The sequence below is a fragment of the Shouchella sp. JSM 1781072 genome, from assembly GCF_041949915.1.
Taxonomy (GTDB): Bacteria; Bacillota; Bacilli; order Bacillales; family Bacillaceae_D; genus Shouchella.
Map to the genome: position 1 here is coordinate 244,730 of NZ_JBHFQE010000004.1, position 19,814 is coordinate 264,543.

Sequence of the window (19,814 nt, forward strand, 5' to 3'; positions counted from 1 at the left end):
GTTACGTAAAACAAACCCCACTGCACATTCGTGCAATGGGGTTTATTGATCTTACGTATTTTTATTTTCATTTTCTGCAAGAATTCCTTCAAACATAATTTGTTGTTTAATCCACACAGGCTCTTTCTGTTTGTCTTCTGCAAAAACAGGCTTTTCCATTCGTTTTGTCGGCATATAGCCTAATTGATGCATCCTTTGTAAACACGCATCAATCGTTTCTCCTTCTTGTACTTCAAACCGTTGTTTTTTTGGCTTCATGTGTACCCCTACCTTTAGTTCTTTACTTCCCTTTAGTGTAACATAAGTGGTTTCGGAGCATGGGAGATCACAGTCAAGTCCACATCTCTGTGTAAAATCACGATACACCGCTTTTATCATTTAAGTAGGTCTGTCTAAACTGAAGAGAGTCGCCATCAGCGCGAATGAGTAAGACATGAGAGAAAAATTTGGACACCCTTCTTCAATGCTCAGACATTATTTCATCCATCCAATCCTTCTCTTGTTTCAAACATTTGTATTACGGGAATAAAGTCCTATCACAGCAGAGAAAGGAAGACGCTATGAAAAGTGTTTTTAAAATTGCATCCGCTTTTGTTGGCGTCCTAGTCGGAGCAGGTTTTGCTTCTGGACAAGAATTATCTCAGTATTTCGCAAGTTTTGGCCATTTAGGTACTTTAGGGGGAATTGTCTCTATCGTAATCTTTGGCTATATGGGGTTACTCTTGCTACGATTAGGAAGTCGAACAAAAGCCGAATCACACCAAGACGTGATTCACCGTATAAGCGGAAAAGTTATTGGCACCATTATTGATTACATATTAATTGCCATTTTAGTTGGGATTGGAGTCGTCATGATTGCCGGATCAGGCGCAATTTTTCACCAACAATTTGGCATGCCAGAACTGTTTGGAACGATTTTAATGACTGTACTTGTTACGATTACTGTTTTATCAAATGTCGATCGAGTGGTGAAAGTTATTGCTGCAATAACCCCACTGTTAATCCTTTTTGTCTTATTTTTATTTGGCTATAGCCTATTTACAATGGATACGAGTTTTGCAGAAATGGAGACGATTGCTCTAGAACAACCTTCCTCTACAAGTCACTGGTTCGTGTCTGCTATAAACTACGTCGCATTAGCTGTTGCTACGTGTGCACCGATGGCCATCGTAATGGGTGGAGATGAGTCGAGTTCAAAACGAGCATCGTTAGGTGGACTTATTGGCGGTTTAACCGTCGGCGTATTAGTCATTATTTGTCATTTCACCCTTTTTGCAAGCATGGATATTGTTGCTGGACTTGAAATGCCGTTTCTCGGTTTAGCGAATTCCGTCTCCGGCTCATTAGGTATATTTTACTCTATCATCTTGTTTTTAATGATTTACAGCTCCGCTATTAGCATGTTTTTTTCATTCGGAACCCGCTTTTTCGAGCCGAAGACGAAGAAATTTAACATTCTTGTTGTTGCATTCATACTTGGCGGTTTTGCAACGAGCTTTGTCGGTTTTACTGAACTTGTCTCGTTGTTCTATCCGATCTTTGGTTATTTAGGCATGTTGCTCATTGTCGTTTTAGTGATTGCTCCATTCCGCTTAAAAATTGCAAAAGCATAAGAAGAAGCTTCGTGAGGGCACATTCCCTCATGAAGCTTTTTTAACTGAGTCAATTTTATCATTCCTTTTTAAGGAGAATGCAACGAACGATCGTTGATAAAGGAATAGTAAAAGCTTGTGATTGTGGTAAAAGCGTTCGCCAAATAAAAGGATCGTTCGTTTTTATGACACGATGGAAGGGTGATGAAATTGATTCGACTATCTAATTATACAAACCAAAATCGTTTTTTTCGCTCAAAACGCTCTGTATAATCATCTGTTTCGTCATGAAGTGCTTCTTCCTCTACACGAATTCGAACGCTGAGCATCCACGCATTTAAGAGCGTAAACACAATTGCTGTCCAATACGCTTGAAAAAGGAGCGGAATAAATGCAATTTCCAGCATGACAACCGTATAATTTGGATGTCGCAAGTAGCGATACGGTCCTTTTTCCACTACTGGCGCTTCTGGTAGCACAATAATTTTTGTATTCCAATAGCGTCCAAGTGATGTGAGTGCCCAAATACGAATCACTTGAGCAACAGCAACAACGATGAGCGCGGTGAAGCTAATCGTTGTGAAGACTGGTTCGTTTATGGATACTTCCACTAACAAGCTACTAAAAAAACCGATATGTAGGGCAACCATCCACGGATAATGGTCTTTCCCTGCTTCCACGCCGCCAATTCCTTTTAACCATCGTTCATTACGTTTGGCAATAATGACTTCAATAAGCCGTTGAGCGATGATGAGTCCAATAAGGCTATACACCCAGATCAAGCTAACTCACCCTTCCACTCAACAAGAAGCATTTCTGAACAAAAACCTGGCCCTAGCGCCGCAATCAGCCCTTTTTCACCAGGGTCATGCGCTTCCTCCATGCACGCTTTTAGCACATACAAAACGGTTGGCGACGACATATTGCCATGCTCCCGTAACACTTGTCGAGATAGTTCCGTTTTCTCTGAAGAAAATTTTAGCGCTTTTTCATAGGCTTCTAATACTTTTTTTCCGCCTGGATGCGCAATAAACGCATCAATCTCTTCTAAAGCAACTTGTTCTTTTTCCAAATAGGCTGTCACGACCGGTTCTAACCAGTTCGCAACGATGGAAGGAATGCTTCTTGAAAATACGACATTTAAACCATTGTCCTGCACATCCCAACCCATTACATCTTCCGAATCCGGCATTAGCGTGGATTGAGAGGATTGAATGGATACATAGTTCGGTTGTTTTCTCTCTTTGATTAATGCGGATTGATCGCCTGACAGCAACGCACACGCCACACCATCAGCGAATAAGGATGTCCCAATGAGATTGCTTTTAGAATGATCGTCTTTTTGAAACGTAAGCCCGCATAACTCTACACACACAACTAGAACAGACGATTCAGGATAAGCTAAACAATATTCATAGCCTCTACTTAAACCAGCTGCTCCTCCTGCGCATCCTAATCCCCATAAAGGAATTCTCTTCGTATCTGCTCGAAACGGGAGCTTATTCATAATACGCGCATCTAACGAAGGAGTCGACATCCCCGTACTTGATACAAAGATAATAGCATCTACTTCACTTGGGTGAATCGTTCGCTTTAAAAACGTCTCACTTGCTAAGCAACTTTCAATTCCTTTGACACTATAAGTAGTCGCGTTTTCAATATAACGTTCATTTCGATCTCCAAATGTATGATCATCTTTGAACCATTCCATTGGTTCTGAGAAATTCCGCTTACGAATGTCTCCATTTGCAAACACTTTTAACAATCGCTCAATGTCATCAAAACTCTCTGAGAACAGCTCTTTTGCAAACTCCATTGTTTGATCTTGAGGCAATTCATATGGCAAGTCTGAGGTTTCAACAGATAGAATAGCAGGCATGTAGCATCTCTCCTCAATAGTATGCCGTTAGCATTCCCAGTCAATGACAAATTATAAGAAAGATCTTTCCTCAACCCACATTTTTTTAATTTTCAGTTGTATTTCTAATACCCTTGTAATACGATGTATCTATACCTAGTGTTACGATGTAAAAAAGGAGATCGATCTATATGGATAAGGAAATGATGAAAGGAAGTATTGATTTTCTACTATTGTCACTAATTGAAGATCGAGACTTATACGGCTATGAGATGACGAAAAAATTAAAGTTATTAAGTGAAGAAACGTACTCAATGAGTGAGGGCACACTGTATCCTGCTTTAAAGCGAATGGAAAAAAAGCTATGGGTATCTTCTTATTGGAGTAATGAAGCTGGCGCACGCAGGAAATATTACACCATTACAGACAGTGGAAAGAAAGAATTGGTACGGAAGAAAAAAGATTGGGCGACGTTAAATCAATTGATTCAACGTACAGGAGAGTCGTATGAGCTCTAAAATGGATAGCTACCTACGAAGGATTGTCAATCAAACAGACTGTTCAAAAGAGGAACGGCAGGATATGTTTGAAGAGATGCGTGATCACTTACTTTTAGTCCGTCAAGACTATATGGAAGAAGGTTATTCAAAAATAGAAGCGGAGGCGATCGCGATGAAGGAGTTTGGCCATGAAGCGACCATTGGAGATGGACTGCAACAAGCCATGTTTCCATATCGGAGAGAATTTTTGCTTTTCTTAGCCATTGGCTCTTATTTGTTTGTTTGTGTTCAATATTTCTATGTTCTTTTTACTGAAAATGTCGCGATACACTCATTTTTTGTCCCTGCTATCGCGCACGCACTATTACTTTTTTTTGCATTAAATCAAACGTATGCAGTGAATCGAAAGCTTTGGCTAAACCTTTCCCTTGTGTTGAACATCCTGTTAATGGTCTTATTTGCTTTCCCCGATTTTACAACCACTCTTACATGGGACATGATTTTCTATAGTTTCCTTGCATTATCTATTTTCTTAATTTACAGAACTGCCTTAACATACCCACAAGGGGGAGAAAACATTAGTCGAAAACGATTCATTCACATTGTCAACATTACAACTGGATTTCTGTTACTCGTTTTTACAGGATTTTTCTTTGTTTCTTTCGCTATTTTTGCTGGGTTTCAACTACAGATCTTGCTGAATTTTTTAATTCCGCATATCATCTGGTTTCTCATCTACCTGATACAAATTCGCTTAACTAATGTTAATTCAAAATGGACGAAAAGAAGCTACATCTTATGGCTTTTCCCAGTATTCTATGCGACTTCTTTTATCGTTGTATTTTATTTGCCATCCGACATGTTCGGTAGTGGTTTCCACCAAGTGTTGTGGTGGGTCATTTTTCCTTTACAATCATCTTTTTAATAATGGAGGTTTTACTTATGAGCAATAAAAAAACGCTCGTACTCTCATTAGGAACTCTAACCGTATCATGCATTCTATTCATCACAGTTGGTTCATTCGTCACGGCCACTCAAGATGCACAACCCGCTTTTACTGGAGAGTACGATGTGAACGATTTGGAAGACGTGTTAGTTGTCGTAAAAGAACATGAACACGAGTCACTGTTCCTTTTAGCAAATGAAGAAGATGACACCACTCTATTTGAATCGGATGAAAATACTCAAATAACTAGCCCTGTTTTTATGGAAGACCATACTGCTGCTTTCATTCAGACAACAGGGTATGAAGATGGTAATGATCCTTATGAAACCTCTTCTGAATTGGCTTATAGTACGATCTATTTCATTGATTTAGTAACAAACGAAGTGGTCAATGTTGCGGATGCTCGTGGGGTTCTTCAAGATTTAGCCTATGTTCCTTCTAGCAAACAACTCATCGCAACTGGCGAGAATATTACTCAACAATCAGAACCAGAAGAACAGGAAGGGAATCAAACCGCTATCTACCGTGTAAACAATGGGGATCTTGAGGAAATCTATCAAGGTTCATACGCCGCTCCCGGTTCTATGCAAGCAACTGAAGACGGAAAACTCATGATGATTTTGCCAGATGATCAGGGAAATTGGACAGCTGAATCCATGTTTGAGTCAACTGAACGAATTTACATGGCCGATCCTACAGAACAACAACTTGATCTAGAGCTTGTCTCAGATCCAGAAAAATCAGAACCCATCACCAGTTTTGTGCAAGTTGAAGACGGCCTCATTTATCAAACGATTTTAAATTACCACGATGGGGATGACATGTATGACTATGACCTTGTTCTGTATTCTTATAAAAATGAAGAAGAAGGAGACAGAATGGGCGTCAGCGGCAATGAAATTGAATCCCTTCACCTTACATCAACTAACATGCTTTACTACGTCAAACGCTCAAGCGCCTATCGTGATGGGAATGCATTCAGTTTACACAAACGCGATCTTAAAGATGACGAACACATTGAGGATAACGTGTTTCCGCATAACGATGAGTAGCCAAACTGCATAACAGTTTGGTTTTTTTGGTACATTACATGTTGACATTGACGTTACGTAAACCTTTAGAGTGATGATGAGAGGAGAAATGGACGATGGAATATACCGTTCAGCAATTAGCCAATCTTGCTGGAGTTAGTTCTCGCACATTGCGCTATTATGATCAGATTGATTTACTGAAACCTGGAAGAGCGAGTTCATCTGGTTATCGTGTGTATGGGCAGCATGAAGTGGATCGTTTACAGCATATTCTTTTTTATCGTGAACTTGACATTGGCTTAGAACAAATAAAATCATTGTTACAAGACGCGAACATGAATGATGAAGACATGCTTGTACAGCATCGAGCAAATTTAAAGAAAAAGCGAGATCGATTGGATCATCTTATTGAAACACTTGATCAAACATTGGCGGCAAAACAAGGGGGAAGCAAGATGTCAAATGAACAAAGATTCTCTGCTTTTAAACAACAGCGTGTTCATGATAATGAACGGATATATGGCAAAGAGATTCGCCACCATTACGGAGACCAAATCGTCGACGAAGCAAACCGTAAACAGCTACAACTAACGGAAGATCAATATTCAATGATGTTGAAAATAGAAGAAGATTTAAAGAAGCAACTGCAAGAAGCGTCGCTTGCTTCTGCCATAACTCAGGATCACCAAGAGCGGATCGCGAACCTGCACAAACAATGGCTTCAATATTCCTGGCCAACATACAGCCCACAAGCGCATGTTGGCTTAGCTCAACTTTATATAGAAGATGAGCGATTTAAAACGTATTACGATCAATTTGCAAAAAACGGCGCACGACTACTAAGAGATGCCGTTACAAACGTTTTTTCATCGACTTGATAAGCGTTCAAGCGCGTTCATAAGCCAAGTTCTACGTTGCATATGCATAAGGACGATGAACTTACTGGGGGCGAATGCCAATGAACATGTATTCCCCGTCCTTACCTTCTTTTCATACAAATCGTTTGTTAATTAGACCTCCTCTGAAAGGAGATGGGGAAAAGCTATTTGAATCAGTCCAGTTTTCAAAAGCGGATTTATCCCCATGGCTACCATGGGTGAACCAAATAACAACTGTATCGCAAGCCGAAGAGGCCGTTCAATTTGCCTATCAACAATTTATTGATTTGCATGATTTACGCTTTCATTTATTCGAGCGACATTCCCTTGCTTTTATTGGGTCGGTCGGGTTTCACGAAATTAAATGGAGTGTTCCGCGAATGGAAATTGGCTACTGGCTTGATTCACGGTATCAAGGAAAAGGGTATATGATCGAAGCAATTAAACCTTTACTCCCATTTGCTTTTAATCAATTAAGCGTTCACCGCTTAGAATTACGATGTGATCCTTTAAACAAAAAAAGCCGAACCGTAGCTGAAAAGTTAGACTTTAAGCTTGAAGCGATCTTAAAGGAAAATGAACGCGCCACGTTATCTAACGGATACGCCGATACATGTGTCTATGCAATGCTTCGTTCTGCGTTTCATAAAAAAACCATCGACACGTAAGTATAATGTCGATGGTTTTACGCGTTATAGCAAAGGAACAACAATTCCCCCATATGCAAAAGCCATAAGAATAACAAGAGCGGGATGAACCTTTACTTTTGATAATAGAATGAATGCAACCCCTGCGATAACAATTGATTGAATCCAGCCAATTGATTCAAGGGCGTCACTAAAAATAGTGACAGTTAGTAGAAGCATTAACATGCAAATGACAGGTTGTACGGCAAGTGAAAGTCCTTTTACAACTGGTGAATGACGATGTTTTTGCAAAACATTCATTAATAAGATAATCGCAACTCCTGAAGGAATAATCGTGGCAGCAAGTGCAATGGCCGCACCTCCCCATCCCGTTACGCTAAACCCTACATACGCAGCAATTTTCGTTGCAATTGGCCCCGGCAACGCATTTCCTAGAGCTAGTACATTATTAAACTCTTCGCTTGATAACCAGCCAAATCGATTGACCACTTCTTCAAACATCAGCGGAATCGAAGCAGGTCCACCACCATAACCTAGTAAATTCGCAATAAAAAAGGCATAAAATAAGTAAAAAATCGTCATTCCGATTCTCCTTTTTGCCGTCTGCGCCATTTATCGACTAATCGATAATGAAACAGGCCATAAATAATGAATCCGATAATGACAAAACCTGGATGAAGGTTAAACCCTTGTAACAAAACAAACGCAAGTATAAATGTACCAATCCCCATTACCCATCCAAACCCTTGTACGGCTTTCTTGCCAAAATCATACGCCATCTGCCCTAACAAGACGGCAATGACAGGGGTCACCGCACCGATCATTCCTGCAATAACGGCAGAGCCACTAATCAAATCAACCACTGAAAATAAGAGAATCATGGCAAGGCTTGTAGGCAGGATATGCCAAAGCGTCGCCCAAACTGCACCGAACCATCCTTTTTGTTGATAGCCTAAATAAGCGGACATTTTTGTCGCAATCGGTCCCGGTAGCGTATTTGCAATTGCTAACGTTTCACCAAAGTCATCGTGACTCATCCATTTATATGTATTCACAGCTTCATGTCGGAAGAGCGGCATAACCGAAGGGCCGCCGCCAAATCCAAAAATCCCTGTTCGAAGCATCGCTAATGCCAGTTGTTTATACGCCACTTCGATTCTCCTTTTTAATTTCTAATTTTTGTTAAATCAAAAGAGGGAACAAGCCCTTGTTTCATTGCCCGTCCTAGTAAATTTTCGATCGCTTCATAGCCTTGTTCACCGAGTTGTTTCGTAAACTCATTTACATACAAATCAATGTGCTGTGCCGCCACATCTCTAGAAAGTTCTTGCGCATGATCCATCACGTAGCTCGTTGTTTCTTCTTGTGCGTTCCACGCATATTCCACAGATGCTGTCGCCCAGTCTGTTAACTGCTGTTTATTTAAAGAGCGTTTCGCAATAATAGCCCCTAATGGAATCGGTGCACCTGTGTCTTGTTCCCACCATTCTCCAAGATCTTGCAAAAGATGAAGATTGTATTCATGGTACGTAAATCTCGCTTCATGGATAACTAAGCCTGCATCAACTTGCCCTTCTTTAACAGCTGGCATGATCTTTTCAAATGGCATCACCTTAATTGTTATCTCATTATTTGTTAATTGTTGTTCCGTCCACAGACGAAACAGAAGATAGGCCGTTGAGCGATCACTAGGGACCGCGACGGTTTTTCCTTCTAACGATTCAACGGATTGCGCTTCTTTCGTTAACACTAGAGGCCCACAACCTCGACCTAATGCGCCTCCACTTGGGATGAGCTGATAGTGGTCTAATACATACGGAAGCGCGGCGTAAGAAATTTTCATCACTTCAGGACCTGATTGTTCAATCGCCCAATAATTTGTCTTGTCAATATCTGCATAGGTGACGTTTAATGGTGGGGCTCCTTCAATTTTTCCGTGAACCCAAGCATAAAATACAAATGTATCATTGGGACATGGAGAAAATGCGATATTCATGCTGTTCAACCTCCTTTATCGTACGACCAATCTGTTTAATTCCAGCAAATGCTAGTGGGAAATTCCATTTCGACTTATCTCGTATGCCGACTTCATTTGAAATGGTTCTTATCTCTGAAAATGATAGATTAAAAGACTTCGCAGCAGCCGCTACACCATAGCCTTCCATCGCTTCTGCTATCGCACCTAATGTTAATCGTCTACGGTACGTTTCCTCTGTTCCAGTTGCAGTTAAGACAGAGAGAATGACACCCTTTTGCACAGTATGTGTTTCACTAAGTTTCCCAACGAAAAAATCATCAACAATCGCTTCTTCCTTTTGTGTTCCAAAACCAAGTTCATCAATGGTGAGGAAACCGTCTGGTGACTCTGCACCTATTTCTGGAGCAATGATTTCAGTTGCGACAACAATTGACCCCATTGCCGTTTTTTCCGGAAAACCGCCAGCTATCCCTACGTTTATTACGCCACGGTATGGTTTTAACGCTAACTGTTTCGCTGTGTTTGCTGCAGCAGCCGCAAATCCTACTCCACATACAATTACATCAACATCTTGATCATTTCCCAACCCTTGTTGGAGCGCTTCTTTTTCTTGCTCTACTGAAACAGCGACCAACAGCGGATGCTTATCCATCATGAGTCATCATGCCTTTCTAACGATTCTAACAAATTAGTATAGCATAAAATTCTTTGCTACGCTGAAGGAATGCATTGTAAGAAAATCAGACATGTCAAGCCTCTTTACGCATACCTTTTAGTAAATCTTGAAAAAGAGGTGAGCCTATTGATAAAAAAATTAAGTGTACTAAGTTTAACACTGATTCTTGTCATGTTCTTTATTCAACCTAATCTATCATATGGGTTTAGTAAAGGAAAACCTGATCCATCCGCCCCTCCAGGTACATGGTATATTGGCGACGCTCCTCAAGTGAAAACGGGTAGCCCAATTTTATTTGTCCACGGTCTAACCGGATCTGCATCAACGTGGTTTGAGCCAAATGACATGTACAAAAAAGCACAAGATGCCGGTCACCCTACCGCTTTTATCAATTTATACCCTGACCAGTCTTACTGGGATAATGGTGAGATGTTAGCAAACAAATTAAAAGAAATGTATGACCATTTTGGCGAAAAAATTGTGATTGTTGGACATAGTAAAGGCGGCGTTGACACACAAACTGCGCTACTCCATTACGATGCGGAACAATATGTAGAGGAAGTGTTTACGCTTGGGACGCCCCATCATGGAAGTCAATTAGCAAACTTAGCTTATAGCAATTGGGCTGGATGGCTTGCTGGCATTATCGGCATGCGTTCACCAGGAACCGATTCCCTCCGTACAGGAACAATGGCCCATTTTCGTAATCAAACCGATCAATTAGTCTCAGCCAATTCTGTTCCGTTCCAAACATTATCAGGACGCTCATGGGGATCATTTGGGACGTCTCTTTATTTTGGTGGTCTCTACTTAAGTGGCTATGGAACGAATGATGGAGCCGTTACTGTAGATAGCTCAAGACTATCTTATGCAAATGAATTTGCTTCTTTATCTCTCGATCATTATGCCATTGCAGAGGGACATCGTGTTTTTCATTATTTACAGCCACAATTAGCAAACGAAATAGAAAAAGCGGATTCATCTTCTAGCGATACAGGGATGATTGTACGTGGTGGAGAACTAGCAGGAGAAACGGTTCAATCTTTTCAACTAGAAAAGGATATTGATAAAGTCACGTTCTCTGTATTAGCCCATGAAAAAATGCCTGCTATGCAGCTTGTCTCGCCTGATGGAGTAGAAACCTCCATTCAAGCAACTGAAAAAGAGCACGCGCAAAGCATGTTTGCAGGCGCTTATAGTCATTTTATTGAGCTCGATCAACCTGAAAGCGGGACATGGACTTTAGAAATGAACAGCGCTACTGAAGGTGGGTTCGTAGCGATTGCTACAATTGAAGGTGGATTATCAGCCGACTATCAAACCGAAGATGATGTCGCACAAGCTTTTGACGCAGATCCGAGCGATGTCATGTATTCCATTCACATAAACGACCAGCTACAAATAGAGAACGAATCAGTAGATTCTGTTCACTCATTCCAACTACCAGCTGCGAAAAACGCTTCCCAAACGATTACGACTGATTATGAAGGTGTAACGGAAGACGGTACGCCATTTGAACGAACGGTTATTGAGCATATCTATGTAGACAATAAAGGAAACATTTTTGACTAACGAGCGAATTTTACGAGAAATCCATTTTTAAAAATAAATGAATGAATGTTATTACTCGAGATTATTTCAAAGAGACAAACGATTTAGCTGAATTGGCGAACGCTTTCCACGGGCACGGCCTCAGCCATTCCGCAAAAAACGCTTCATTGTCTTCGGACACGTGCTGTTCCCGTTGGAGTCGTCGCCAATTAGCAAGACGAATGGTACAAACAAGATTTATGCGATCATTCGTTTAATTGACGATTACTACCTGTTATTATTTCTTGTTAAAATGTATTCAATTGGCGGGCGCTTGCCTTGGGGGTTCAGTTGAGCCCCTTATTTCACAGGCACTGCCAATTCCTTAGAAATTTTGGTGGCGGGCTTGCTTATATTTGTGGTGAAAGCGTCCATTCATTGTAGTCATATCACGCTCTTTGTTCTTACTTGTGTTACTCACATAAGTCCATATAAATATGTTCAATTCCATCTTCTATAAAAATGTCTGACACTTGAACGAAGCCATACTGTTCGTATAAACCACGAATATAATATTCCGCTTGTAATCGGATGGCAGTTTCTCCTTTATCTTCCTGCAAAAACGCCATGGCACGACGCATAATAACATGACCTAATCCTCTGCCTCTTCCTTTATCTCTCGTCAAAATTCTTCCAATCGTCGCTTGTTCATAGATGATTCCACTTTCGAGCATTCGCGCATACGCTTGTATCGAACCGTCTTCATCTTGAAGAAACAAGTGCGTTGCATGTACATCATATCCATCTAAATCCTGGTACATGCTTTGTTGTTCCACCACAAACACCTCTACTCGAGCATGTATAATGGCATATAATTCATTTGCTGATAATTCTTGAAATGCTTTCACTTTCCACTCCATTGTGCCGCTCCATTCTTTTCTCGTTTGCAAAATAAGGCGCAGCCCCACACATTTGTGGACACGACGCCTTGATATTAAGATTGTCTATCATCATGAAGCAAGATTTGCTCAACTTTCACGAGATGGTCCATCATGGCTTGGTTCGCGGCACTTGCATCTTTCGCTTTTATTGCTTTATAAATTTGCTCATGCTCATGATGCAGTCGTTTTAATGATTGAACTTCACTAAATAAGCTTTTCTTCCTGCTTTCATACATCGTTAATGAAAATGTATCCGATAGCTTTGTCATCATATCATAAAGAATATCATTTGAAGCTGCGGCGGCAATCGCTAAATGGAAATCAACATCTGCTTTTTCCCCTAAGTCTAAACCTTCTTCGGCTACTTCCATCCGATCCAAGGCATCTTTTATGTGCTGCAACTGTTCGGACGTTCTTGATTCAGCTGCTAATGAAGCTGCACCCACTTCAATAATTTTCCGAACTTGAAAAAGCTCTAGTTTTTCTTTATTGGATAAGATTCTCCGCTTACCGACTGGGTCAACCATACTGGAGAAATCATATTTATTTACAAACGTTCCTTCACCTTGTCGAATTGTTACAAGTCCAATCGCACGAAGCGCACTTAGTGCTTCTCGAACGGCAGAACGACTGACTTCAAAGCTTGCTGAGAGTTTCTCAACAGAATCTAGTTTTTCACCTGGTTGAAGTGCACCACTGCGAATCATTTCTTCTAGCTGATCCCGAATGACTTCAGAGATTTTCTTTGTTTTCACTTGTTTAAATGCCAACTGAAGACACCTCATTTGCTTCATCTACTGCTAGTATAGCATACAGAAGAAAAGCTAGTGCATGTGCACCAGCCTTATTTATCATCTACTAGAATGTAGCACGCTCTTAAAGGACCATGCACACCGACAACGAGACTCATTTCAATATCGGCACTATTACTTGGCCCTGAAATGAAATTAATACACGAAGGAACCCTACCTTGTTGGGACATCTCGTGAATTTGTTGTGTGGCTTGCGTCATCCTCGGCACTAAACTACTTTTTGGGATAATTGCGATGTAATAACGAGGAAGTAGCGATACGGATCGCCCTTTTCCTTTTCCACTTAAAAGTGTAACTGTTCCTGATTCCGCTAATGTACAATCACTAAACGTAATCCCTACATCTGCTTGTTCAGCAAGCTCGATGGATCGATTATCCGCATGGGTTTCCCAAACATTCACATGTGGCTGATTGATAAAATCGCTTAACCCATATTCATGAAACCGAGGATCCTCCCACGTCATCACCGACGAAGCAGCATATTCTTCCATCACTTCTTGAATAGTATGCCCTAATTCACTCATCGATGTCTCTTTAAAATCAGTATGAATCGCAAGACATTGGTCTTTTAAAACAGCTACTAGTTCATCTTGCGAGTAGGAAGCCATCACATTTTTTTGCGGAGCGTGCTTGTATGTTGGGCGGACCACACCTTCTGTTTTCCGTGGTCGACCAAGTTGAGCCGCTACATGATCTAAGAAAGATTCACGCTGTTGAATCATGCTTGACCTCCTCCTTTTTTGCGTGTTGCGTACCAATCTCTGAATCGCTCTTTTGACGGCGCTGGCATATCACGGACGTCTGTCCAACCTTTTAAAGGACCTGGTCCTTTAACGATGGCCCCATCTTTAACAAACGGGAACATCATCATTGGCGCCATTTTTGTGCCCATTTTATAAAGGGTAGGTGAGCTCACGCCAACCCCGAATCCTTTCATCGCAAGCGCTTCTGATTTCGGCGTGCGTTTTTCTTCTGCAATAATACGTCGATGCTGAATCAACATTTCATGCAGCGGAATTTTAACAGGACATGCATCTGTACATGCTGCGCAAAGGCTAGAGGCATATGGTAAATCTTTATGGTCGTCGTACCCTTCTAACAGCGGTGTAAGCACTGCGCCGATTGGTCCTGGATAAATCGATCCATACGAATGACCACCAACGTGACGGTAAATTGGACAAACATTTATACATGCCGCACAACGAATGCAATGAAGCGCAGCTTGGAACTCTGTGCCTAGAATTTTCGACCGGCCATTGTCGACAATGACAAGGTGGAATTCTTCTGGTCCATCAACGTCCCCTTCTTCACGGATTCCTGTTAATCCCGTTACATAGCTTGTTAATTTTTGTCCTACCGCACTCCGGCACAACATGCTCACTAAAATGTCGAGTTCTTCCCACGTCGGAACAACACGCTCCATCCCCATCACCGTAATTTGTGTTTTCGGCAATGCTGTTGCAAGCCGTGCATTCCCTTCGTTCGTTACAAGAGAAATACTTCCTGATTCTGCAACCGCGAAATTACAGCCTGTGATACCAAGATCAGCAGAAAGAAATTCCTTTCGCAACTGTTCGCGAGCAAATAGCGTCAGTTCTTGCGGATTTTCTGTATTCGTATAGCCCTTTTTTTCTTTAAAGGTGTCGCGAATTTGTTCTTTGTTTTTGTGCAACGCTGGCGCAACAATGTGAGAGGGTGGGTCATGATCGTCGATTTGTAAAATGTACTCCCCGAGGTCAGTCTCGACGACGTCACAGCCAATACTTTCTAGCGCATCGTTCATACTAATCTCTTCGGTCACCATCGACTTTGATTTCACGACTTTCTTCGCTTGCTTGTCTTCAGCCACTTTCTTAATATACGCATTCGCCTCTTCCGCTGTTTGCGCAAAAAAGACGTGTCCTCCGTGTTTCGTCACGTTTTCACTTAACTGATGCAAGTAATAATCGATGTTTTCAAGTGTATGCGTACGAATCTCTTCCGATAAATTACGCCATTCTTCCCAATCACCGAGCTCTACCTCAGCCTTTGATTTTGATGTTTTTAACCGTTCTTGCGCTCCTGTGACAGCTTGACGCATAAATGAATTGCCTAATCCTTCTTCGACTCGCTTGGAAAACGCCGGATTTCCAATTTTAATCCCCATGCTCGTCACTCCTTGCTATTTAGAATTTGTGCGATATGCTTTACTTTTATTTGTTGACCATTGCGTTCGATTCGCCCACCAATATTCATAAGACAGCCACAGTCTGCACCAATCAACACGTCTGCTCCTGTTTCTTCAATATGCTGCACTTTTTCTTCTACCATTTGCTCTGATATCGTCGGCATCTTCACAGAAAACGTTCCACCAAACCCACAGCACGTTTCTTTGTTTGGTAATTCGTTTAATTCCAGCCCATCGACCTCTTCAAGTAACGCCATCGGTGCTTCTTTTTCTTTTAATAAGCGTGTCATATGACAAGAAGTATGGTACGTCGCCGTTCCTTGATAGCATGCTCCTACATCTCTAACATTCAACACACGCACAAGAAACTGCGTAAACTCATACGTTTTTTCAGACAAGGCGTGTGCTTTTTGTTGCCACTTGGGCTCGTCATGGAACAAGCCTTCATATTCATGGACCATTGCCGCGCACGACCCTGACGGCAGTACGACATAGTCGGAATGCGCAAATGTTTCAATTGTATGCTTTGCCGCTTTTTTTGTATCTTCGTGATAGCCACTATTAAATGCTGGTTGTCCACAACACGTTTGCGCTTCAGGAAAATCAACTTCACATCCAAGTCGTTCAAGAACTTCAACCGTATCCTTCCCAACCCCTGGATAAAACACATCCGCAAGACATGTTACAAATAATGAGACTTTCATAAACATCCTCTCCTACATGTTCGAACTCTTTTTGTTTTCTTTTTTATACGTTAGTGACCCTTTGCTTTGTCCAAATTTTAAAATTAATATAGTGAATGTCACGAGCACAGCGAGTACGATAAACGTTCCACTATTAAAGCCCAATCCGTGGATCGCTACATACCCTAACCCACCTGCAAAAATTAAATAATACGTGAGTGGAATCATGACTTTACGAATCAATACGCCTTCTTTTCCAACAATTCCTGCCGCTGCAGATGCAGCAACGACGTTATGTACACAAATCATATTTCCAGCGGCGCCCCCAACAGCTTGTAAAGCCACCACTGTTCCAGGAGTAATGCCTACGTTTTCTGCTGTGCCAAATTGAAAAAGCGAAAACATCATATTACTAATCGTATTGCTTCCTGCTACGAATGCGCCAAGCGCACCAATTGCGGGCGCTATAAGAGGCCAACTTTCACCTGTTAGTGAAGAAACAGTTGCCGCGAGCAGTAATGGCATGCTTTCATAGCCAAGTGCATTTACATCTGAGTTTATAAATACTTGTACAAGTGGTACAGAGAATAACAAAGCAGGCGCAGCACTAATAATCATTTTTGTTGATTGTGAGAGCGCTGATTGATACTGTGTTTTATTCATTTGATATAGAAAGATACTCATCAGAGATACACAGATCATAATAAAGCCAGGTAAAAAGAGCGGCGTGCTTTCCACAGAAATGTCTGTTCCAAACAGGTGATTCACTTGGATCGACACTTGTTTTAACCAATTTCCAAATGGAAACAGATCCATTCTTGTTAATACAAGTAAAAAGCCAATCACAATGTACGGGAGCCATGCTTTAAAAGGAGAAATCGTTGGTTGAACCAATCGATCTGCTGTTAATTTTCCCATCCATTCCGGATCCCACTTTGATGTATGAGCGAAATCCCATGTTTCTTTTGGCATAAACCAACCCTTTTTTGCTGCTGGAATGACAATCGCTAACCCAATCAATCCACCAAATAATGCTGGGAATTCTGGTCCCAACAAGTTTGCGACAAGCGCATAAGGAACTGTAAATGCTACGCCTGCAAAGAGGGCAAACTTCCATACTTGCAGTCCAGAACGAATGGATTTTTTCTCACCAAAAAACAAAGTCAGCATCATCACCATCATCAGCGGAATGAACAGTCCAATAATTCCATGAAAAATGGCCACTTGCCCACCAATCGATTGAATATATGTAGTAAATGACATTCCTAACGAAGAAGCGGTTTCTTCCACATTCGATTGACTAGATAAACCGTTGCCTACACCGACCAATATCGGTGTACCAACTGCACCAAATGAAACAGGCGTTGATTGAATAATCAATGCAACCATCACTGCCGCCATAGCTGGAAAACCAACAGCCACGAGTAAAGGCGCGAGAATGGCAGCAGGTGTCCCCCACCCAGAAGCACCTTCAATGAAAGAACCAAATAACCAACAAATAACAATGGCTTGGATTCGGCGATCGGGAGAGATGTTCATAAATCCTTGTCGGATCGTATGAATGGCACCACTTTCTCGCAACGTATTTAGCATTAATACAGCACCAAAAACAATAAACAATACTTCTAAAGCCGTCACAACACCATTCATACTTGCAGCTGCAATTTGATTTGTCGGCACTTGCCAAACCACGAAAGCTACAAAAACGGTAATGATAAACGCTAGTGGCATTGCCCTTTTAGCAGGCCATTTTAAAATAACTAAAAATAATAGAACAGATAGAATTGGCGTAAGTGCAATCAAAGAAAGCCAACCTGTATCCATGTTCTTTCCTCCTCTTACTCATCCATTATATCATAAGGTCATCAGATGACCTTATGTAAGCACTTACAATATACAGGAGTTTTTTTCCTTTGGCAAGGAGTTTTTTGAACAAATTAAAAAGCGCATGCAAAGAAGCATGCGCTTGACCAGCTTTATTCAACGCCTTCTAACCATCCATCGACGACGTCTTGATTGTCTTCAACCCAAAGTTGAGCTGCTTCTTCTGCTTCCATTCCATCTTCTGCGATATAAAGCATGACTTCATTCATATCATCAGCTGTCCAGTAAAATTGATCTAAAATGCGAAAAGCATCTGGATCGTCTTCTTCTAATCCTTCACGAACAATCGTACGAATTTCCCCATCTTCTGCATAAATTCCTTGGGGATCTTCTAGAAAACGTAAGTCATACGAATTAAATTTCCAGTGCGGTTCCCAGGCTGTAACAACAATCGGTTCTTCGTTTTCATAAGCATCGCCAAGTTGTTGCGTCATAAATGCATCAGTACTGAGCGTCTGTTCTAAATCCAAATCATAAGCCTCAATTGCTTCTTCCGTAGCAATGGCTACTCCCGCACCTGCATCAATACCTGTAATTTCTGAAACAACATCTGTGCTTAACTCTTCAATACTCGTTACATCCATATAGGTTGGCACAGCAAGACCTGTTTGCGCGCCTTCTAGATTCGGACCTAAATCAACAATCTCATCTTGATAACGTTCATAGTCAGCACGCATATCATCCGGTAGCCAGCCAGCAACATGTCCATCGACGCTTCCGTCTGCGACACTTTGCCACATAATCGCTTGCTCGACTACTGTTAACGTTACATCATACCCCGCCTGCTCAAATGCTTCTTTTAAGACGTAGTTTGATGCAAGTTCTGAATCCCACGCCACATACGTGAGTTCAATTTCTTTATTTGACTCAGCTTCACCGTTATTATCTCCACATGCCGCCAAAGTAAATGGTACAATAGCAACGATTGGCCAAAATTTCTTTTTCAACTTGCATCTCTCCGTTTCTTTTTGTAAAATTTGTTTAGAATGAATTAAATGAATTAGATATATCGTAACATAGCAAATTGATCTGTCAAACAAAAACGCTTACACTATAAAAAGCCGTTATTTTGTTATCCGTAACTGTTAAAAACGAAGGAGACATGTGCATGGACAAGGAACAAGCTCGAGATGATCTTGATCGCATTCACGCAATTATAAAAGATAGTATTGCAGACACGATGGATATATATGGAGTAAATCGTTCGATTGGACAACTTTACGCTACCCTTTATTTAAGTGATGAGCCAATGAATTTAAATGAACTGCGTGATGAACTAGGAATGAGTAAAGGTAGTATGAGCATCGGTGTTCGAAAACTGCTGGAAGAAAATATTATTCACCGTGTGTACCGAAAGGGAGAACGAAAAGATCTCTATGAAGCCGAGCAGGATTTCTTTAATTTCTTTACTTCTTTTTTCACACGACGCTGGGAACGAGAGCGGGACGTGAATATGGGTGCAATTAAAGAAGCGGTCCCACATTATGAAGCCGTAATTAAAGATGAGACCTATCCTGAGGAAATTCGAAATGAAGCTGCTTTTACACTAGACAAAATCCACTCTTCTATTGCGTACTATGAATTCTTGGATTTACTCGTCACTCAATTTCGAACTGGAAATTTAGCAGCCGAGCTAATCGAAAAATATAAAAAAGACAATAACTAAAAGACCGCTGCGCTTATCAACTTCT

The 19,814-nt window shown here is 41.2% G+C and carries 22 protein-coding genes; 8 read left to right on the top strand and 14 right to left on the bottom strand.

The features are described from left to right. Window positions 1–51 precede the first annotated feature (51 nt). Window positions 52–258: an NETI motif-containing protein gene (locus ACE1TH_RS19305; protein ID WP_099305353.1), complete on the bottom strand. Its 207-nt coding sequence runs from the start codon at window positions 256–258 to the stop codon at window positions 52–54. Window positions 259–560: 302 nt separating this feature from the next. On the opposite strand from ACE1TH_RS19305, the gene ACE1TH_RS19310 reads away from it, so the two are divergent. After that, entirely contained in the window at window positions 561–1,613 is a 1,053-nt protein-coding gene (locus tag ACE1TH_RS19310) for a YkvI family membrane protein (protein ID WP_099305355.1), read from the top strand. A gap of 206 nt (window positions 1,614–1,819) precedes the next feature. Here ACE1TH_RS19310 and ACE1TH_RS19315 read toward each other — a convergent pair whose 3' ends face one another. Then, entirely contained in the window at window positions 1,820–2,371 is a 552-nt protein-coding gene (locus ACE1TH_RS19315) for an isoprenylcysteine carboxyl methyltransferase family protein (protein ID WP_373454120.1), read from the bottom strand. Then, the gene (locus ACE1TH_RS19320; RefSeq protein WP_375079781.1) at window positions 2,371–3,471 is read right to left on the bottom strand and encodes a type III polyketide synthase; all 1,101 of its coding nucleotides are present in this window, start codon (window positions 3,469–3,471) and stop codon (window positions 2,371–2,373) included. The genes ACE1TH_RS19315 and ACE1TH_RS19320 overlap by 1 nt, the downstream gene beginning before the upstream one ends. Before the next feature lie 170 nt (window positions 3,472–3,641). Between ACE1TH_RS19320 and ACE1TH_RS19325 the strand changes: the two genes are divergently transcribed. The 5 genes from ACE1TH_RS19325 (at window position 3,642) to ACE1TH_RS19345 (ending at window position 7,473) form a co-directional block, all read left to right on the top strand. Further along, window positions 3,642–3,968: a PadR family transcriptional regulator gene (locus tag ACE1TH_RS19325; RefSeq protein WP_375079782.1), complete on the top strand. Its 327-nt coding sequence runs from the start codon at window positions 3,642–3,644 to the stop codon at window positions 3,966–3,968. Continuing rightward, the gene (locus ACE1TH_RS19330; RefSeq protein WP_375079783.1) at window positions 3,958–4,875 is read left to right on the top strand and encodes a permease prefix domain 1-containing protein; all 918 of its coding nucleotides are present in this window, start codon (window positions 3,958–3,960) and stop codon (window positions 4,873–4,875) included. Before ACE1TH_RS19325 ends, ACE1TH_RS19330 begins: the two co-directional genes overlap by 11 nt. Window positions 4,876–4,892: 17 nt before the next feature. Continuing rightward, entirely contained in the window at window positions 4,893–5,948 is a 1,056-nt protein-coding gene (locus ACE1TH_RS19335; protein WP_375079784.1) for a hypothetical protein, read from the top strand. A gap of 95 nt (window positions 5,949–6,043) precedes the next feature. Then, the gene (locus ACE1TH_RS19340) at window positions 6,044–6,805 is read left to right on the top strand and encodes a MerR family transcriptional regulator (protein ID WP_375079785.1); all 762 of its coding nucleotides are present in this window, start codon (window positions 6,044–6,046) and stop codon (window positions 6,803–6,805) included. An 80-nt stretch (window positions 6,806–6,885) separates the two neighbouring features. Continuing rightward, entirely contained in the window at window positions 6,886–7,473 is a 588-nt protein-coding gene (locus ACE1TH_RS19345; protein ID WP_176554491.1) for a GNAT family N-acetyltransferase, read from the top strand. 24 nt (window positions 7,474–7,497) lie between these two features. On the opposite strand, the gene chrA is transcribed toward ACE1TH_RS19345, so the two are convergent. From chrA to ACE1TH_RS19365, 4 genes are read right to left on the bottom strand one after another with little or no spacing between them, the layout of a single operon-like run. Further along, a complete protein-coding gene (gene chrA / locus ACE1TH_RS19350; protein ID WP_375079786.1) occupies window positions 7,498–8,034 on the bottom strand; it encodes a chromate efflux transporter ChrA in 537 nt (178 codons plus the stop codon). Next, window positions 8,031–8,609 carry a chromate efflux transporter ChrB gene (gene chrB / locus ACE1TH_RS19355; protein ID WP_255225349.1) on the bottom strand — a complete coding sequence of 193 codons (579 nt, stop codon included), beginning with the start codon at window positions 8,607–8,609 and terminating at the stop codon, window positions 8,031–8,033. The genes chrA and chrB overlap by 4 nt, the downstream gene beginning before the upstream one ends. An 8-nt stretch (window positions 8,610–8,617) precedes the next feature. Further along, window positions 8,618–9,448 carry a 1,4-dihydroxy-6-naphtoate synthase gene (locus ACE1TH_RS19360; protein WP_375079787.1) on the bottom strand — a complete coding sequence of 277 codons (831 nt, stop codon included), beginning with the start codon at window positions 9,446–9,448 and terminating at the stop codon, window positions 8,618–8,620. Then, window positions 9,417–10,085, bottom strand: a complete 669-nt coding sequence (locus ACE1TH_RS19365; protein WP_255224849.1) for a futalosine hydrolase — start codon at window positions 10,083–10,085, stop codon at window positions 9,417–9,419. Before ACE1TH_RS19365 ends, ACE1TH_RS19360 begins: the two co-directional genes overlap by 32 nt. A 147-nt stretch (window positions 10,086–10,232) precedes the next feature. On the opposite strand from ACE1TH_RS19365, the gene ACE1TH_RS19370 reads away from it, so the two are divergent. Continuing rightward, window positions 10,233–11,678, top strand: coding sequence for an esterase/lipase family protein (locus tag ACE1TH_RS19370; protein WP_375079788.1), 1,446 nt, complete (start codon window positions 10,233–10,235; stop codon window positions 11,676–11,678). Between the two features lie 431 nt (window positions 11,679–12,109). On the opposite strand, the gene ACE1TH_RS19375 is transcribed toward ACE1TH_RS19370, so the two are convergent. From ACE1TH_RS19375 to ACE1TH_RS19405, 7 genes are all read right to left on the bottom strand, one after another. Next, entirely contained in the window at window positions 12,110–12,586 is a 477-nt protein-coding gene (locus tag ACE1TH_RS19375) for a GNAT family N-acetyltransferase (protein ID WP_141556838.1), read from the bottom strand. Window positions 12,587–12,630: 44 nt separating this feature from the next. Then, entirely contained in the window at window positions 12,631–13,371 is a 741-nt protein-coding gene (locus tag ACE1TH_RS19380; RefSeq protein WP_375079789.1) for a FadR/GntR family transcriptional regulator, read from the bottom strand. Window positions 13,372–13,421: 50 nt separating this feature from the next. Next, on the bottom strand, window positions 13,422–14,111 hold the full coding sequence (locus ACE1TH_RS19385; RefSeq protein ID WP_099305789.1) for a LutC/YkgG family protein: 690 nt from the start codon (window positions 14,109–14,111) through the stop codon (window positions 13,422–13,424). After that, complete coding sequence (locus tag ACE1TH_RS19390) at window positions 14,108–15,535, bottom strand: LutB/LldF family L-lactate oxidation iron-sulfur protein (protein ID WP_099305791.1); 1,428 nt, start codon at window positions 15,533–15,535, stop codon at window positions 14,108–14,110. The genes ACE1TH_RS19385 and ACE1TH_RS19390 overlap by 4 nt, the downstream gene beginning before the upstream one ends. Window positions 15,536–15,540: 5 nt before the next feature. Further along, on the bottom strand, window positions 15,541–16,260 hold the full coding sequence (locus tag ACE1TH_RS19395; RefSeq protein ID WP_099305793.1) for a (Fe-S)-binding protein: 720 nt from the start codon (window positions 16,258–16,260) through the stop codon (window positions 15,541–15,543). A gap of 12 nt (window positions 16,261–16,272) precedes the next feature. Then, window positions 16,273–18,063 carry an L-lactate permease gene (locus tag ACE1TH_RS19400; RefSeq protein ID WP_375079790.1) on the bottom strand — a complete coding sequence of 597 codons (1,791 nt, stop codon included), beginning with the start codon at window positions 18,061–18,063 and terminating at the stop codon, window positions 16,273–16,275. Between the two features lie 152 nt (window positions 18,064–18,215). Further along, window positions 18,216–19,070, bottom strand: a complete 855-nt coding sequence (locus ACE1TH_RS19405) for a glycine betaine ABC transporter substrate-binding protein (RefSeq protein WP_099305797.1) — start codon at window positions 19,068–19,070, stop codon at window positions 18,216–18,218. A 161-nt stretch (window positions 19,071–19,231) separates the two neighbouring features. Between ACE1TH_RS19405 and ACE1TH_RS19410 the strand changes: the two genes are divergently transcribed. Beyond that, entirely contained in the window at window positions 19,232–19,789 is a 558-nt protein-coding gene (locus ACE1TH_RS19410) for a GbsR/MarR family transcriptional regulator (protein WP_099305799.1), read from the top strand. Window positions 19,790–19,814: the final 25 nt, after the last annotated feature.

Bases quoted from the DNA above. Each gene is read 5' to 3' on its own strand.
- ACE1TH_RS19330 (WP_375079783.1), top strand. From the start codon at position 3,958: ATGAGCTCTAAAATGGATAGCTACCTACGAAGGATTGTCAATCAAACA.
- ACE1TH_RS19385 (WP_099305789.1), bottom strand. From the start codon at position 14,111: ATGATTCAACAGCGTGAATCTTTCTTAGATCATGTAGCGGCTCAACTT.
- ACE1TH_RS19335 (WP_375079784.1), top strand. From the start codon at position 4,893: ATGAGCAATAAAAAAACGCTCGTACTCTCATTAGGAACTCTAACCGTA.
- ACE1TH_RS19345 (WP_176554491.1), top strand. From the start codon at position 6,886: ATGAACATGTATTCCCCGTCCTTACCTTCTTTTCATACAAATCGTTTG.
- ACE1TH_RS19410 (WP_099305799.1), top strand. From the start codon at position 19,232: ATGGACAAGGAACAAGCTCGAGATGATCTTGATCGCATTCACGCAATT.
- ACE1TH_RS19340 (WP_375079785.1), top strand. From the start codon at position 6,044: ATGGAATATACCGTTCAGCAATTAGCCAATCTTGCTGGAGTTAGTTCT.
- ACE1TH_RS19310 (WP_099305355.1), top strand. From the start codon at position 561: ATGAAAAGTGTTTTTAAAATTGCATCCGCTTTTGTTGGCGTCCTAGTC.
- ACE1TH_RS19305 (WP_099305353.1), bottom strand. From the start codon at position 258: ATGAAGCCAAAAAAACAACGGTTTGAAGTACAAGAAGGAGAAACGATT.
- ACE1TH_RS19360 (WP_375079787.1), bottom strand. From the start codon at position 9,448: ATGAATATCGCATTTTCTCCATGTCCCAATGATACATTTGTATTTTAT.
- chrA (WP_375079786.1), bottom strand. From the start codon at position 8,034: ATGACGATTTTTTACTTATTTTATGCCTTTTTTATTGCGAATTTACTA.
- ACE1TH_RS19320 (WP_375079781.1), bottom strand. From the start codon at position 3,471: ATGCCTGCTATTCTATCTGTTGAAACCTCAGACTTGCCATATGAATTG.
- ACE1TH_RS19365 (WP_255224849.1), bottom strand. From the start codon at position 10,085: ATGATGGATAAGCATCCGCTGTTGGTCGCTGTTTCAGTAGAGCAAGAA.
- ACE1TH_RS19400 (WP_375079790.1), bottom strand. From the start codon at position 18,063: ATGGATACAGGTTGGCTTTCTTTGATTGCACTTACGCCAATTCTATCT.
- ACE1TH_RS19325 (WP_375079782.1), top strand. From the start codon at position 3,642: ATGGATAAGGAAATGATGAAAGGAAGTATTGATTTTCTACTATTGTCA.
- ACE1TH_RS19390 (WP_099305791.1), bottom strand. From the start codon at position 15,535: ATGGGGATTAAAATTGGAAATCCGGCGTTTTCCAAGCGAGTCGAAGAA.
- ACE1TH_RS19395 (WP_099305793.1), bottom strand. From the start codon at position 16,260: ATGAAAGTCTCATTATTTGTAACATGTCTTGCGGATGTGTTTTATCCA.
- ACE1TH_RS19380 (WP_375079789.1), bottom strand. From the start codon at position 13,371: ATGAAGCAAATGAGGTGTCTTCAGTTGGCATTTAAACAAGTGAAAACA.